The 14,125-nt window shown below is 67.0% G+C and carries 15 protein-coding genes; 7 read left to right on the forward strand and 8 right to left on the reverse strand.

The window, feature by feature from the left end; genetic code table 11:
* Positions 1-10 precede the first annotated feature (10 nt).
* Genes F8O09_RS04125 through F8O09_RS04145 form a run of 5 tightly spaced genes read right to left on the reverse strand, consistent with a single transcriptional unit; the run spans position 11 to position 5,544 of the window.
* Entirely contained in the window at positions 11-1,303 is a 1,293-nt protein-coding gene (locus F8O09_RS04125) for a prenyltransferase (protein WP_318655744.1), read from the reverse strand.
* Positions 1,300-1,620, reverse strand: coding sequence for a lycopene cyclase domain-containing protein (locus F8O09_RS04130; RefSeq protein ID WP_158038741.1), 321 nt, complete (start codon positions 1,618-1,620; stop codon positions 1,300-1,302). The genes F8O09_RS04125 and F8O09_RS04130 overlap by 4 nt, the downstream gene beginning before the upstream one ends.
* Positions 1,617-3,275 (reverse strand): phytoene desaturase family protein, encoded by a 1,659-nt coding sequence (gene crtI, locus F8O09_RS04135; protein ID WP_158054021.1) that lies wholly within the window; start codon positions 3,273-3,275, stop codon positions 1,617-1,619. The genes F8O09_RS04130 and crtI overlap by 4 nt, the downstream gene beginning before the upstream one ends.
* A complete protein-coding gene (locus F8O09_RS04140) occupies positions 3,272-4,294 on the reverse strand; it encodes a phytoene/squalene synthase family protein (RefSeq protein WP_158054022.1) in 1,023 nt (340 codons plus the stop codon). Before F8O09_RS04140 ends, crtI begins: the two co-directional genes overlap by 4 nt.
* Complete coding sequence (locus tag F8O09_RS04145) at positions 4,291-5,544, reverse strand: polyprenyl synthetase family protein (protein ID WP_158054023.1); 1,254 nt, start codon at positions 5,542-5,544, stop codon at positions 4,291-4,293. The genes F8O09_RS04140 and F8O09_RS04145 overlap by 4 nt, the downstream gene beginning before the upstream one ends.
* Before the next feature lie 151 nt (positions 5,545-5,695).
* On the opposite strand from F8O09_RS04145, the gene F8O09_RS04150 reads away from it, so the two are divergent.
* From F8O09_RS04150 to F8O09_RS04165, 4 genes are all read left to right on the forward strand, one after another.
* On the forward strand, positions 5,696-6,253 hold the full coding sequence (locus F8O09_RS04150; protein ID WP_158054024.1) for a MarR family winged helix-turn-helix transcriptional regulator: 558 nt from the start codon (positions 5,696-5,698) through the stop codon (positions 6,251-6,253).
* Between the two features lie 70 nt (positions 6,254-6,323).
* On the forward strand, positions 6,324-6,983 hold the full coding sequence (locus tag F8O09_RS04155) for a DsbA family protein (RefSeq protein WP_158054025.1): 660 nt from the start codon (positions 6,324-6,326) through the stop codon (positions 6,981-6,983).
* A gap of 104 nt (positions 6,984-7,087) precedes the next feature.
* Positions 7,088-7,699, forward strand: coding sequence for a methylated-DNA--[protein]-cysteine S-methyltransferase (locus F8O09_RS04160; RefSeq protein WP_225732860.1), 612 nt, complete (start codon positions 7,088-7,090; stop codon positions 7,697-7,699).
* A gap of 146 nt (positions 7,700-7,845) precedes the next feature.
* Entirely contained in the window at positions 7,846-8,658 is an 813-nt protein-coding gene (locus F8O09_RS04165) for an NAD(P)H-hydrate epimerase (RefSeq protein ID WP_158054026.1), read from the forward strand.
* 17 nt (positions 8,659-8,675) lie between these two features.
* Here the strand turns inward: F8O09_RS04165 and pip are convergent, their stop codons facing one another.
* On the reverse strand, positions 8,676-9,725 hold the full coding sequence (pip, locus tag F8O09_RS04170; RefSeq protein WP_158054027.1) for a prolyl aminopeptidase: 1,050 nt from the start codon (positions 9,723-9,725) through the stop codon (positions 8,676-8,678).
* A 310-nt stretch (positions 9,726-10,035) separates the two neighbouring features.
* Between pip and F8O09_RS04175 the strand changes: the two genes are divergently transcribed.
* From F8O09_RS04175 to F8O09_RS04185, 3 genes are read left to right on the forward strand one after another with little or no spacing between them, the layout of a single operon-like run.
* Positions 10,036-10,455, forward strand: a complete 420-nt coding sequence (locus tag F8O09_RS04175) for a GntR family transcriptional regulator (RefSeq protein ID WP_225732861.1) — start codon at positions 10,036-10,038, stop codon at positions 10,453-10,455.
* Positions 10,452-11,387 (forward strand): ABC transporter ATP-binding protein, encoded by a 936-nt coding sequence (locus tag F8O09_RS04180; RefSeq protein ID WP_158054028.1) that lies wholly within the window; start codon positions 10,452-10,454, stop codon positions 11,385-11,387. The genes F8O09_RS04175 and F8O09_RS04180 overlap by 4 nt, the downstream gene beginning before the upstream one ends.
* Positions 11,388-11,396: 9 nt before the next feature.
* On the forward strand, positions 11,397-12,200 hold the full coding sequence (locus tag F8O09_RS04185) for a hypothetical protein (RefSeq protein WP_225732862.1): 804 nt from the start codon (positions 11,397-11,399) through the stop codon (positions 12,198-12,200).
* 211 nt (positions 12,201-12,411) lie between these two features.
* Here F8O09_RS04185 and pdxT read toward each other — a convergent pair whose 3' ends face one another.
* Positions 12,412-13,134 carry a pyridoxal 5'-phosphate synthase glutaminase subunit PdxT gene (pdxT, locus tag F8O09_RS04190; protein ID WP_158054029.1) on the reverse strand — a complete coding sequence of 241 codons (723 nt, stop codon included), beginning with the start codon at positions 13,132-13,134 and terminating at the stop codon, positions 12,412-12,414.
* 2 nt (positions 13,135-13,136) lie between these two features.
* Complete coding sequence (gene pdxS, locus F8O09_RS04195) at positions 13,137-14,084, reverse strand: pyridoxal 5'-phosphate synthase lyase subunit PdxS (RefSeq protein WP_158042433.1); 948 nt, start codon at positions 14,082-14,084, stop codon at positions 13,137-13,139.
* Between the last annotated feature and the right edge of the window lie 41 nt (positions 14,085-14,125).

The following is a 14,125-nucleotide window of genomic DNA, read 5'->3' on the forward strand; positions in this document are numbered from 1 at the left end:
CTGCCTCGGGTCACAGATTCAGCGAAGCCCACCAGATCAGCAGCATGGTGACGCAGAACCCGCAAGCATAGTTGATCGCCAGAAAGCGCCGCCAGCCGACGTTGGCCTGAGCCGAGCCCTCGTCGCTGATCGAACGAAACGGCCACACCGCGACGATGTACGGCACGACCAACAGCGCCCCCAGCGGCCCGGGCCAAGACGTGAAGAGCGTCAGCACGCCGGCCGCCGACCAGAGCCAGATGGCCAGCCGCACCGTTCGCCCCGCCCCCAACACCGTCGCGATCGACGAGATGCCACCCTCTCGATCAGGAATGACATCCTGCACCGCACCGAACGCATGACTGGCCATGCCCCAGAGGCCGAAGGCCACCAGCAGAGCGATCAGCGGCCAGGTGAGCTCGACGCCGGCGAAGGCGAGACCGCATACCGCCGGGGTGACGAAGTGCAGGCTCGAGGTGATCGAGTCGACGACGGGCCGCTCTTTGAACCGCAGCCCTGGCACCGAGTAGGCGACCACGAGAAACAGGCTGACGGCCAACGTGATCGCGCTGGCAACCATGGTGCCCAGATGCCAGGCGGCAACCAGCATGAGCGAGACGAACGGCGCTGCCGAGATCACGCCGCTGAGCACCACAGTGCGATGCAGTCGGGGCTCCAGCAGGGCGCCTTCCGCCCCGCCCTTGCGAGCGTTGCGCAGATCGCTCTCGTAGTCGAACACGTCGTTGATGCCGTACATGAGCAGGTTGTACGGCACCAGGAAGAACAGCGTGCCTGCCACCAGGCCCAGAGTCGGCCAGGAGCCGGCAGCCGACACGGCGCTCAGGTGTGGGTCGCCGCCGCCGACGCCGAGTGCGAATGCGGCGGCGAACGGAAACGCCGTGTTGATCCAGCTCAGGGGTCGTGACGAGAGAAGCACCGTGCGTGCGGTGCGCTCATGATCACGCACGAAGACCCACAGTGCCGGCAGCAGCAGCAGCGCGGCGAGCGGGTAGGCGAAGTCTTCGATCGGAGCTCGGCCGATCTGCCAGCCGGTGCGCCCCTGGTCGGCGTAGGAGAAGAGCCCTGCCGAGATCATCACGTTGTCGAAGACCGCAGTGAGCAGCACGAGCCCCGCCAGCGCGATCGCGAATGCGCTCAGCACGCGGGTGATGCGCGGCCCCGACGAGGGCAGCGCTCCTGAGCCCGGCGTGTGCTGCGGAGGCTCCGAAGCGCGTCGAGCGCGGATGCGGCGTGCCAGCAGGCAGAGCACCGCGGCTCCGGCGGCGACGGCGAGCATGACCAGGTTGAGCTGCGGATAGGTCATCGCTGCCGCCGTTCGAGCAGCCGCACGGCGGCACACCACAGCAGCATCGCAGACCAGCAGAGCAGCAGCAGGAACACCGGCTCTTCGATCGGCAGCTCTGGCGCGAGCAGCACCCCGAGCTGCCAGGGCCCGTCTGCCTGCCGAAAGTGTCCGTTTGCGATGCCGAACAGATCCCAGAGCACAAAGAAGACGACACCGCTGACGAGCACCATGACCGCCGTGACCGGCGCACGCCAGACGAAGAGTCGCCACCGTCGGTCGAGCAGCGCGACGCCGAGCAGTGAGAGCAGCAGCAGAATCAGATACGCGGCGCTCATCGGTCGCTGCCTGCCGTCGAGCGGGGTGAGGGTTCGGGCAGCTGCCCCAGCGAGGAGTCGCCGCGCACACGCTTCAGCATGATCTCGGCGCTGATCAGACACATCGGCAGGCCGACCCCTGGAATGCTCGATGTGCCGGCATAGTAGAGCCCCGCCACCTTGCGCGAGGAGTTTCTGGCGCGCAGCAGCGCACTCTGACGCAGTGTGTGTGCTGGCCCCAGTGCGCCTCCCTGCCAGGCGTTGAGATCTCTCGCGAAGTCGGCGGGAGCGACGGTGCGACGCACGACGATGCGCTCGGCGAGGTCGGGGATGTCTGCCCACTCAGAGATCTGTGCGATCGCGCGGTCGACGGCGGCCTCCACGGCCTGGTCTCCGGTGCCGTCGAGCCCTCCGGTGCCGATGCGGGTGTCTGCCGCAACGGGAATCAGCACGAACAGATTCTCATGGCCCGTCGGTGCCACGGCTGCGTCTGTGGCACTCGGTCGGCAGACGTAACAGGATGCGGGCTCGGGGATGCCTGCGCGATCGGCGAAGATCGTGTCGAAGTTCGCCTTCCAGTCTGTGGTGAAGAAGAGGGAATGGTGTTCGAGCTGCGGCAGCCCGCCGCGCACCCCGAGCATCGCCAGCACCGCGCCCGGCCCCGGGTCACGGCGCTGCCACCACGATGACGGGTAGGTGCGCAGCGGCGACGGCAGCAGCTCTGTCTCAGTGTGGTGCAGGTCTGCCGTCGACACCACGATCTCGGCGAGGTGTCGACGACGACGACCAGTGTGGTCGACGGTGGTCACGCCCGTCGCCTGAGCGCGCTGACGCCGTCTGCCGCCGCGCTGACTGCGGCCGCCCTTGGTGTCGATCGAGATCGCCCGACGATCAGTGACGATGGTCACTCCCGCGTCGCGGGCGACGCGCTCGACGGCCGCGATCAGAGCGGTGAAGCCTCCCTGAGGGTAGAGCACGCCGTCGTCGAGGTCGAGATGGCTCATCAGGTGATAGAGCGCCGGTGTGCGCTCGGGCGACGTGCCGAGGAAGACCGCCGGGTAGCCGAGCACTTGGCGCAGTCTGCGGTCGGCGAACCGCGCCCCCACGAAGGCCTCCAGCGTCTGTGTCAGCAGACCCGGAAGACGCCGGATGTCACGCAGCACCGATGGTCGCAGCAGTGGCGTCAGCCGCTGCCACGATGTGTAGAGAAAGTGCTCCTTGGCGCTGCGGTAGGTCGCCGCCGACGAGTCCAGATAGCGGCCGAGCGCCTTTCCCGCGCCGGCCTCGACGGCTTCGAACGCGGCCTGGTTCGCACTGCGCGACCGGGCGATGTCGAGCCGCGAGGCCGGCTCGCCTGAGGCAGACGGTTCGAAGAACACCCGGTAACCGGGATCGAGTGTCGTCAGTTCGAGCTGTTCCGCAGCGCTGGTGCCGAACAGTCTGAAGAAATGGTCGAACACCTCGGGCATCAGGTACCAGCTCGGCCCGGTGTCGAAGCGAAACCCCTCGTGCTGCCAGGTGCCCGCGCGGCCGCCGAGCGCGTCCTGCCCCTCGAGCAGCGTGACGGCGTGCCCATCGCGTGCCAGGAGCGCGGCCGACGCCAGACCAGCGATGCCTCCGCCGATCACCACGGCACGCTGCCGCTGGTTCTGTGGTGGTCGCTGGTGCTTCCTCATCGTCTGCTCCCATCGAGTGGCATCGGTGCCTTTGATCTGTCGGCCTCGCGGCCTCGTCGCCTGGCAACGCGCTCGTGCAGCATGCAGCGCGCCACGATCTGCGCTTTACGCCATCCGGGCACCCGAGTGCGGCTGGTCACGAGCATCTCGACCGACGTCTGTCGAAGGCGCCGGGACAGCTCGGAGAACAGCGCATGTGCACTGGAGACGGCCAGTCTGCTGCCGGTTGGCAGGTCGGCGATCGCCTCGCCGGCCTGGGCGAGCTCGGCGTCGATGTCGTCGAGAAGGCGATCTCGATCGGTCTCGGTCAGGCGGATGCTGCGGTGCGGGCGTGCTGTCGCATCCGTCGCCCGCAGGGTCGTCTGCGCAGCCGGCGACTCATCTGCGTCGGGCCGCACCGGCTGACGATCTTCGACGACCACGACGGCGTCCGGAAAATAGTTGCGACCGCGCAGGTGCACATCGTCGCCCAGGTCACGCAGGAAGTTCACCTTCTGAAAGGCGGAGCCCAGAGCACGTGCCCCATCGCGCAGCCGTGCTCGATCGACGGGATCTTCGACGAAGCAGGCCAGGCACATCAGCCCGACGACCTCGGCAGAACCGTGGATGTAGGCCGGCATCTCTGCCGCAGTGAACGGGGCGGGGTCGAGGTCACGCCGCATCGAGGCGAAGAACGGCGCGATCAGCTCGGCGTCGATGCCGCGGCGGCGCGCCACGCTGGCGAAGGCGTGCACGATGGGATTCGTGCTGTGTCCGTCACGAATCGCCTCATACACTGTGTCTTCGAGCGCGTCGAGCGCATTCGCCTGCTGTGCTGTGGACATCCCCGCCTGCTCCGCGGCCCCGTCAACCGTTTCGTCGGCAATGCGCACCAGCGCATAGAGAGCCCTGATCTCGGGACGCAGCGCAGGTGTGAGCAGGCGACAGGCGAGCCCGAACGACGTCGAGTACCGCGCGACTACGAGTGCGGCGGCGTGCATCGCCGTGCGCTGGTATCGCTGTGCGTCGCTCTCTCTCATCGCTGCCGCCCTGCTATCGCGTCGAGGTGCGCCTGCATGCAGTCTCTGAGGCGCGGCGGCAGTGACTCGTCTTCGAGCAGGCTGCGGCTGAGACGCAGATGGTCCCGCGCCCGCAGCTCGACCGCCGCACGGGCGCCGCAGGCGTTCAGCAGGTCGCGCGCTCGGGCCGCACGTGCGTCATCGAGTGTGGGGTCGCCGATCATGGTTTCGAGTTCGGCCCACACGGCTGTGTGCTGCGCGACGGCGATGAGCGCCGTGCGTGTGCCGCGCTGCAGGTCGACCTTGGTGCTTTTGCCGGTGACGTCGGCGTCGCCGAAGACGCCGATGAGATCGTCAGTCAGCTGGAAGGCGATGCCCGCGTGGCGAGCCATGTCGCTGAGATTCGAGATCTGCCGCGCATCGGCGCCAGCCAGCATCGCGCCGATGCGTACAGGAGCGACAAAGCTGTATCGGGCCGTCTTGAGCTCGAGCGTCTGCTCGATCTGGCACAGCGCCTCGTCTGCCAAGGGCGGCACCGATGAGGTCTGAGCCGAGGCAGTCGACCGCGACTGAGGGCGTGCGGTCTGCTGCACGGTCGAGCGTGTCGGCTCAAGCGGTGAGACGCCGGCATCGGCCGCAGAGAGACGGCCCGTCGACTGCGAGGCGTCTGATATGAGCGACTGTGTGACATCCGCCAGCTCGCCGGCAGCAGAGAGGTGAATCGTCTCGTCGAACTCATCGAGGAGCTGATCTCGCAGCCCGTCTTCGACCCGCACGCCGGCCAGACGGCGAATGGCCGAGCTGAGCAGCAGATCGCCTCCGAGCGTTCCCGCCGCAAGCCCCCAGCTGCTGCCGGCTCCTGCGGCATGTGCGTTTCCGCGTGCGGAGAACTCGGCGATGGCGTTCGGGCGACCACGTCGCAGCAGATCGCCGTCGATGAGGTCGTCGTGAAGAAGAAAGGCTGCGTGCAGCATCTCGAGCGCCGCTGCTGCCTCGATGCAGGCCTCGCGATGCTTCTCCGGGCCGCCCAAGGCCGTGAAGGTGTCGATCAGCAGCGCCGGACGAACCCGTTTGCCGCCCCCGATGCCCGATCGCAGTGCCTGCCACAGCTGCACGAAACGATCGTCGACCTGTGCCGCCTGCCGCAGACTCGCGTCCAGCACCTGCTGCAGCCGTTCGTCGACGTCGGCCAAGGTGATCGGCGCTGCGTGCGGACGCGTCGGCTCGGCGACATGACGGTTGTCGGTGGTCGATGCCGGGCGGGCGGACATATGGTCTCCTTCATGATCCGGCGATGACTGCTGCCGTCTGATCAAACTATATCTAACTTAGTTAGAGTTCTAGCTCAGAACCGCGTTCGCCCAGTAGGCTCAGAACAGGGCGACGCGACAGGATGCGCATCGCTGCACAGAGGAGAACACGATGTCTGAGAGAACTGGGCAGACCACAGGCGCACCATCCCCACATCCCATCGCGGGAACTGATCGTCGCCCGCATGCCTACTGGTATGACGAGGACACTGAGACCGGTGCCCGCCAGGTGCTCGAAGCGGTTCGTCGTCTGCGCCGCGCAGACCAGGCCATGCGCCATCGATCAGAGCGATACATGAGGCTCAATGCGACCGATATGGAAGCGCTGCGACTCATCATGGCACGCGAACGCTGCGGCCTGGCGACCACTCCGGGCGACATCACCTCGCACCTCGACGTCACCAGTGCGGCAACCACCAAGCTTCTGGGCCGCCTCGAGGCCACAGGGTTCGTCACCCGGTCGCGAAACCCCCTCGACGGACGCGGCCAGCTGCTGCAGTCGACAGAGTCAGCGCACCGTGAAGTGCGCAGTTCGCTGGGCGACATGCATGCACGCATGATCGAGCTGGCCTCCACCCTCGACGATGATCAGCAGCGAGCCGTCATTGGCTTTCTCGACGCGCTCGCAGAGCTCTTCGACGGCGGCCCTCACACCGACGGCCCCAGCTGAAAGACCCGGCCTGAACGTCGACGCACGCAGCCGACTTCCCCTGACCAGCACGAATCCGAGAGGAACCGCCATGACATCCGCAGCACCAGCCCCCCACCCCGCGCAGGCAGAGTCATCGCCCCTGACCGCGACGAGCACCGCACCCGTCGAGTTCTTCTTCGACCCGATCTGTCCTTGGGCGTGGATGACGTCCCGATGGCTCGCCGAGGTGCAGCAGACGCGCGACCTCGACGTGACCTGGCGTGTGATGAGCCTCGCGCTGCTGCCGGCGAACGCCGAGCCCGACCCCGAACACGCCGACGGCATTCGAAGGTCGAAAGAGTACTGCCCGCTGGTCGCTCTGGTCGCCGAACGCTTCGACAGCGCTGCGGTCAAGGCGCTGTATGACGAGTTGGGCCGACGCATCCATCTGGATGCTCGCACCGACGTCGAGGCGGTGGCACGCGAGAGTCTGTCGGCGGCCGGGCTCGATGCCGCGCTCTTCGACGAGCGGCACGAGGGTGACGCGGCGCTGGCGGCGAATCAGGAGGAGGTCGCCAGGCGCGTGGGCACCGACGTCGGCACGCCGGTTCTGACGATCAACGGACACTCGTTCTTCGGGCCGGTCGTGTCTCCGGCTCCGACCGGGGATGCTGCCCTGCGGCTGTACGACGGGCTCGCGCTGGCGACCAGCGTCGACGGATTCTTCGAGCTGAAGCGCTCACGCGACGTCGGGCCGATTCTGCGGTGATGCGGAGTTCTGCACAGAGGCACTGATGGCGTGGACCCGTGCACAGACTGAGTGCAGCACTGTCGACAGAGCATTCTGTCAGGCAGACTCAGAGAATGAATCAGATGACAGAGATGGCAAAGCCCTCACCGCCGACACCTGACGCCGCGCACCACGAGGTGCGTTCTGCCAACGCCCTGCACCGTGACGAGCTGACATCGTCGGTCGTGTCGACGCCGATCGGCCCGCTGCTCGTGGCGACGACCGAGCGAGGCGTGGTGCGCGTCGCGTTCGCCACAGAGGGCGTCGAACCTGTGGTCACCGAGCTGGTCGATCGACTGCGCCCCGATCGGCTCATCGCCGACGACGAGACCAAGCACGAAGCCGTCGATCACCTGGCCATGGCCGAAGCGCAGCTGCGCGAGTATTTCGCGGGCCGGCTGCAGGCGTTCACCGTGCCGATCGACGACGCACTGTCGTCGGGGTTCTACCTCGAGGTGCGCCAGGCGCTGCGCCAGGTGCCGTTCGGCACCACCACGACGTACACCGCTCTGGCCGAACGGCTCGGGCGACCCAAGGCGGTTCGCGCCGTCGGCACGGGGTGCTCGGGCAATCCGATTCCCGTGATCGTGCCCTGCCACCGCGTGACGCGGGCCGACGGCAGTCTGGGCGGCTACCGAGGCGGCGCACCGGCCAAAGCGATTCTGCAGGCGCTCGAGACTGACGCCCTGCGCTGAGCCCGGTTCGCGTCTGTGCCGGCCGATGTGCACCCTTCGCTGCACTCGCTTTCCGCTCGCAGGCGCGCACTCAGGTCTGATCACGCGAGCCCTGTGTCTGGGCCTGCGCCCTCGTTCGTGAACCTGTGCCCGTCATACTAGAGGGTATGAGGGGATACACCGCCGAACAGATCCGCACTGCCGAGAAGCCGCTGCTCGACGCCGGGCTGCCGTTGATGCAGCGGGCAGCGACCGCACTTGCCCAAGAGGTTCGTGGCCTCTTGGACGACCACGGCACGGCGATCGACGACGCCCAGGTGCTCGTGCTCGTCGGGGCAGGCAACAACGGTGGCGACGCGCTCTTCGCCGCCGGTCGACTCGCCGATGCGGGTGCCGACGTGCGCATTGTGCCGATGGCTGACCGCGTGCATGGCTCCGGCCTCGCCGCCGCCGAGGATGCGGGCGCTCGACTGGCGGTTCCTGTCGGGGCCGCTGAAGAGGCGTGCGTCGACGCCGCTGTCGCCACGGCACGAACGAGCGATGTGGTCATCGACGGCATTCTGGGCACCGGCACAAGACTGGGCGCCGAAGCGGCACTGCGTGGAACGGCTCGAGCCGTCGTCGAGGCCGTGAACGACGTGATCGCCGACCGCCGCGGTCTCCAGGTGCAGAGTCTCGACACCGCCTCGCTCGCCACGCAGGCACCGGTGCCTGCGCAACGCTCACGCGACGCGTCGGGCGATCGCGACCAGGGCATCCGCCCGATGGTCGTCGCCGTCGACATTCCCAGCGGCATCAATCCAGACACCGGCGAGGTGCCCGATCCGACGGTGCTGCACGCAGACCTGACCGTCACGTTCGGCGCCGCCAAGGCGGGGCTGCTGCAGCCTCCGGCGAAGGCCTATGCCGGCGAACTCAGCGTGATCGACATCGGCATGCTCGGCGAGCTTGCCGGAGTGACTCCTGCTTACGAAGACTAGGGAAGACTCAGTCTCGTTCACCGCAGCGCGCGAAACCCGTCAGTCGCCTCGATCAGGCCCGCCGCGATCCCGGCTTCGTTCGATCCGTGACCGGCGTTCGGCACGAAGGTGAGCTGCGACTGCGGCCAGGCACGATGCAACTCCCAGGCGCTGCGCGGCGGGCACACCACGTCATAGCGCCCCTGCACGATCACACCGGGGATGCCGGCCAGGCGGTCGGCCTCGTCGATCAGCTGGTTCTCCCGCATGAACCCGCCGTTGGCGAAGAAGTGGTTCTCAATGCGTGCGAACGCGAGCGCAAAGCGACGATGCTCGGCCAGCTGCAGCGTGGTTCGCGCGGGCTCTCCAGGAACGAGCAGATGGCTCGTCTGCGACTCCCAGTCAGACCACGCCAGCGCGGCCTGCAGCGCCACCTCTTCGTTTGGCCCGTTGAGCAGTCGATGGAACGTCGCGATGTGGTCGCCGACGAGTTCTTCCGGCGCATGTTCGCGCAGCACAGACTCATAGGCGTCGAAGAGGTCGGGAAACAGGTTCTGGGCACCGCCTCGGTTGTAGTACCAGTCGAGCTCCCAGCGGCGCAGCAGGAAGATGCCACGCAGCACGAGCCCGATCACGTGCTCGGGGTGAGCCTCGGCATATGCCAGTGACAGCGTCGAGCCCCATGACCCGCCGAAGACGAGCCAGCGTTTGACGCCGAGGTGCTCGCGAATGCGTTCCATGTCGGCGACGAGTCGAGCGGTGTCGATGACGCCGAGGTCGGCGCCGTCGGCCGCATGCGGCGTGCTCTGCCCGCATCCGCGCTGGTCGAAGAGAATGATGCGGTAGACGGCTGGGTCGAAGAAACGCCGCTGCCATGGGCTTGTGCCGCCGCCGGGCCCGCCGTGCACGAAGACGACCGGCGTGCCCTGAGGATTGCCCGACTGCTCCAAGTACAGGCGCTGCCCCTCGCCCACGTCGAGGTGCTCGGTCTGGTGCGGCTCCAGCGCCGGGTACAGAATCTCTTCAAGACTGCGCGTCTCGATCGCGGCTGTGTGAGCTGCGGCGGATGCAGAGGTTGCGTCAGACATGCAGCCAGACTAGTCGTTCGCTCCCTTGCGTCAGCGACCGGTGGATCGTGCCGGGCCAAGTCCCCGCTGGCAATCCAGCCGCCCGAAATGCCATCCCACAGCATCCAGACATGGAACTTGGCATGGATGGGTGGTCTCACCCGACATTCGGCATGAGTCGATCGCCTCGGCCGACATTTGGCATGGACGGATGCGCGCCTGGAGCTTTTTGCAAAGACATCACACGCGTACTTGGGTTCATTACTTGACTAATGAACCCAAGTACGCGACACTGATGGAACAGAACCGAGCAACAGAGAGCAGGTGATCCGTGGCATTCGACAACGACCGGCCGATCTTCATCCAGCTCGCTGACCAGATCGCCGACGACATCGCCAACGGCGCATACGCCGAAGGCACAGCGGTTCCGTCGACCAACGAGCTGTCTGCATTTCACCGCATAAATCCGGCGACAGCAGGCAAAGCGCTCAATCTGCTCGTCGACCGTCAGCTGCTCGAGAAGCACCGGGGTCGCGGCATGTTCGTCGTCACCGGCGCCCGAGCGCAGCTGCTCGCCGAACGCCGCAGCCACTTCGCAGAACAGTTCGTCGCGCCGATGCTGCGAGAGGCGCAGCGCCTCGGACTCACCCCCGATGAGGTGCGCAGCGCGATCGCACAGACCATCCAGACCACGCAGAGCGTCCAGGCATCACACATCCACAAGCCCGACCTCGACAGGAGGCCCCAATGAAGAACCCCACCATCTCAGTGGCCGGCGTCACCCGCCGATACGGTGACGTCGCAGCCCTCGACGACGTATCGTTCACCATCGAGCAGCCCAGCATCATCGGGCTCCTCGGTCGCAACGGCGCAGGCAAGACCACCCTGATGGCGCTGCTCACCGGGCAGGATCGCCCGACTGCGGGCAGCATCCACGTCACGGGCGGCGACCCGTTCGAGTCGGCGCCTGTACAGGATGACATCAGCTTCATCCGCGACAACCAGCGCTACCCCGACGACTACCAGCTGAAGCATGCGCTGCGCATCGCGCCGCTGTTCCACCCGGCGTGGGATGCCGCACTGGCGGCCCGCCTCGTCGAGGCGTTTCGACTGCCGGCCAAGACCAAGGTCAAGAAGTACAGCCGCGGCCAGCTCTCGGCGCTCGGCGTCGTCATCAGTCTTGCCTCGCGAGCGCCGATCACGTTTCTCGACGAGCCATACCTCGGCCTCGACGCGACGGCCCGGCAGCACTTCTATGACGTGCTGATCGAGGACTACTCGGCACACCCACGCACGATCATCGCCTCGACGCATCTGATCGACGAGATGGCGCCGCTGTTCGATCACGTGTTGGTGCTCGACCGCGGGCGGCTCGTTCTCGACCGCAGTGCTGACGACCTGGCGGGCTTCGCGTTCACGCTGAGCGGCGTCACCACACGCGTCGAGCCGTACCTCGAGGGCAGAGACGTGCTGCACTCACACGAAATCGGCGCCTTGAGCACGGTGACCGTGCGTGGGCAGGCGGGCCGCGAGCTCGTTGCAGCCGCCGGTGCCGACGGCGTGGATGTTCGACCCGCGTCGCTGCAGCAGATCGTCAGCGCGCTCGGTGCGGGTTCGCTCACAGACGCACGTGCTGCCCGCCCGACCACAGACCTCGACGCTTCGCGCGCCACAACTGTCTAAGGAGTGATCATGACTTCCCCAGCCTTCTCTTCCCGCCTCGACGGCACCGTCGGCTCCGACCCGGTACGTCCCGGGCCTTCCGTCAGCCGCCCGACCCCATTGCAACGCATCGCCCGGGTCACCCGGCTTCAGCTGAACGTTCCGTCGAGCAGCGTGCTCACCCCGGCGCTCATCTTCGGCTTGGTGTTCGTGATCTCTGTGATCATCTCGCTGACGATTCAGCGTGCGACCGGTGGCAGTCCAAGCGACCCGGAGTTCGTCAGCGGGCTGCGCAACAACTCGGGTGCGGCGTGGTCCCTACCCGGTTTTCTGATCTACCTGGGTGTCGCCTCGGTCTCGACGACCTTTCCGTTCGTGCTTGCTTTGGGCAGCACACGCCGCTCGTTCACGCTCGGCACGCTGGCGTTTCATCTGCTGATGGCGGTCTACGTCGCACTTCTGGGCGGTGCGCTTCTGCTGCTCGAAATTGCCACGAACCACTGGTTCATCGGCGTCTATGTCTTCGACACGCTGCTGTTCGGCTCGGGGTCGCTGTGGCAGCTGCTCGTGACCTTGTTCTTGGGCACGCTCGCGTCGCTGTCGATCGGCGGGGCCTTCGGCGCGATCTGGGTGCGATTCGGCAATAAAGGCCCGACGATCGTGGCCATCGCACTTGCGCTGATCGTCGCACTCGTGCTGCTGTTGTCAGTCCCGGCCTGGCCCTGGCTCGGCGAACACTTCAGCGTGTGGTGGCTGGCCGCATTCACCGGCGTCATCATCGTGATCTCCTGCCTGTCACAGTATCTGGCACTGCGCCGCGCCTCGGTGCGATAGCACAACCACGCGTTCACCAGCACCGTTCGCTCGACACTGCCGTCGTTCGCTCGAGATCTGCAAATCTGGAGCGAACGACGACGATCTGGAGCGAACGGTGCCTGGGACCGAGCATCATGTGTGCCACCAGCCACAGCCTCACCGCCCACCAGCACCGGCACCAGCACCGGCACCAGCGGCAGGGCCAGCGGCAGCGCCGCACCACCAGCCGTCACACCAGCTTCAGCAGCTGCTCATGCACCGTGGTGTCACCCGTGAGCTCGGGATGAAACGCCACCCCGATGAGATTCCCCTGTGTGACGGCGACGATCTCGCCCCGATGACGCGCGGCCACGGTCGCTCCCCCGAGCTGCACAACCCGCGGAGCTCTGATGAACGCCGCGCGCACCGCCCCCCAGATCGTCTCGACCGTGGCCTCTTCAGACACCACCTGCGCCCCGAAGGCGTTGCGGTCGACCGTGACGTCCAGACCCCCGAGGGAACGCTGCCCCGGCGCAGGGTTCTCGATGCGATCAGCCAGCATGATCAGCCCCGCGCAGGTGCCGAGCGTCGGCAGCCCGGCGGCAATGACCTCGCTCAGCGCCTCCGTGAGGCCGAGCGCGCGAGTGAGCCGATCGAGCACCGACGACTCCCCACCGGGCAGCACCATGGCATCCACCCGAGGGCCGTCTGGGCCGATGAGATCGGCCGAACGCCGAATCGGCACGGGCAGCACCTGCATCGACGCCAGCAGATCGACGTGTTCGCGCACGCCGCCCTGCACCGCGAGCACGCCCACACGTCGGATGCTCGGGTCGGGTCGCGAGCGCACACCCCGGTCTGCCGTGCGGCGGATGCTCGGCTCAGGCCGCACGTGCGCATCCGGTTGACTGGCGTTCGCATGACTGCCGGTCGGTTGGCTGCTGAACGGATGGCTGCCGGACGGGTCAGGCATTGTCACCATCCTCGTTCGGCGAGACGGTGAGGCGCGGGCAGATCGGCCACGTTGATGCCGACCATCGCCTCGCCGAGACCGCGTGAGGCCTGGGCAATCGCCGCCGGATCGTCATACTGGGCAGTTGCGCGTACGATCGCGGCTGCGCGCTTTGCGGGCTCGCCCGACTTGAAGATGCCCGAGCCGACGAACACGCCGTCGGCACCGAGCTGCATCATCATCGCTGCGTCTGCGGGCGTGGCGATGCCGCCAGCGGTGAACAGCACGACTGGCAGTTCGCCGTGCTCCGCAACCCACTGCACCAGCGGCAGCGGCGCCGCGAGCTCTTTCGCCGCAACATAGAGCTGCTCCGGCTCAGTGGCGGCGAGCGCCTGCAGTCGGGCGATGTCGCCCCTGATCGTGCGGATGTGCTTGGTCGCCTCGGACACATCCCCCGTGCCGGCCTCCCCCTTCGACCGGATCATCGCCGCCCCCTCGGCGATACGGCGCAGCGCCTCGCCCAGGTTGGTGGCACCGCACACGAAGGGCACGGTGAACCGCTGCTTGTCGATGTGATTCACGTAGTCGGCGGGGCTCAGCACTTCGGATTCGTCAATGTAGTCGACGCCGAGCTCCTGCAGCACCTGCGCTTCGACGAAGTGCCCGATGCGCGCCTTCGCCATCACCGGAATCGACACCGCCGCGATGATCGAATCGATCAGGTCGGGATCGCTCATGCGCGCCACACCGCCCTGCGCGCGGATGTCTGCCGGGACCCGTTCGAGCGCCATGACGGCGACGGCTCCGGCGTCTTCGGCGATGCGCGCCTGCTCGGCGGTCACGACGTCCATGATGACGCCGCCTTTGAGCATGTCGGCGAGCCCGCTCTTGACGAGGGGCGTACCGAAGGCGGATGCGATGGTCGTGTCGGCAGCAGCGGTCTGGTCTGCGAGGGTCTGGTTCTCAGTCATGGCCTCAACTGTCACCCGATAAGTGGCATGCGACAAGATCC

This window comes from Pseudoclavibacter sp. CFCC 11306 (assembly GCF_008831235.1).
Classification (GTDB): Bacteria; Actinomycetota; Actinomycetes; order Actinomycetales; family Microbacteriaceae; genus Pseudoclavibacter_A.

Excerpts from the sequence above, each read along its gene's own strand:
- F8O09_RS04130 (WP_158038741.1), bottom strand. The coding sequence starts at position 1,620 with ATGAGCGCCGCGTATCTGATTCTGCTGCTGCTCTCACTGCTCGGCGTC.
- pdxS (WP_158042433.1), bottom strand. The coding sequence starts at position 14,084 with ATGACTGAGAACCAGACCCTCGCAGACCAGACCGCTGCTGCCGACACG.
- pdxT (WP_158054029.1), bottom strand. The coding sequence starts at position 13,134 with ATGCCTGACCCGTCCGGCAGCCATCCGTTCAGCAGCCAACCGACCGGC.
- F8O09_RS04165 (WP_158054026.1), top strand. The coding sequence starts at position 7,846 with ATGAGGGGATACACCGCCGAACAGATCCGCACTGCCGAGAAGCCGCTG.
- F8O09_RS04155 (WP_158054025.1), top strand. The coding sequence starts at position 6,324 with ATGACATCCGCAGCACCAGCCCCCCACCCCGCGCAGGCAGAGTCATCG.
- F8O09_RS04160 (WP_225732860.1), top strand. The coding sequence starts at position 7,088 with ATGACAGAGATGGCAAAGCCCTCACCGCCGACACCTGACGCCGCGCAC.
- F8O09_RS04125 (WP_318655744.1), bottom strand. The coding sequence starts at position 1,303 with ATGACCTATCCGCAGCTCAACCTGGTCATGCTCGCCGTCGCCGCCGGA.
- F8O09_RS04150 (WP_158054024.1), top strand. The coding sequence starts at position 5,696 with ATGTCTGAGAGAACTGGGCAGACCACAGGCGCACCATCCCCACATCCC.
- F8O09_RS04180 (WP_158054028.1), top strand. The coding sequence starts at position 10,452 with ATGAAGAACCCCACCATCTCAGTGGCCGGCGTCACCCGCCGATACGGT.
- pip (WP_158054027.1), bottom strand. The coding sequence starts at position 9,725 with ATGTCTGACGCAACCTCTGCATCCGCCGCAGCTCACACAGCCGCGATC.
- F8O09_RS04140 (WP_158054022.1), bottom strand. The coding sequence starts at position 4,294 with ATGAGAGAGAGCGACGCACAGCGATACCAGCGCACGGCGATGCACGCC.
- F8O09_RS04145 (WP_158054023.1), bottom strand. The coding sequence starts at position 5,544 with ATGTCCGCCCGCCCGGCATCGACCACCGACAACCGTCATGTCGCCGAG.
- F8O09_RS04185 (WP_225732862.1), top strand. The coding sequence starts at position 11,397 with ATGACTTCCCCAGCCTTCTCTTCCCGCCTCGACGGCACCGTCGGCTCC.
- crtI (WP_158054021.1), bottom strand. The coding sequence starts at position 3,275 with ATGAGGAAGCACCAGCGACCACCACAGAACCAGCGGCAGCGTGCCGTG.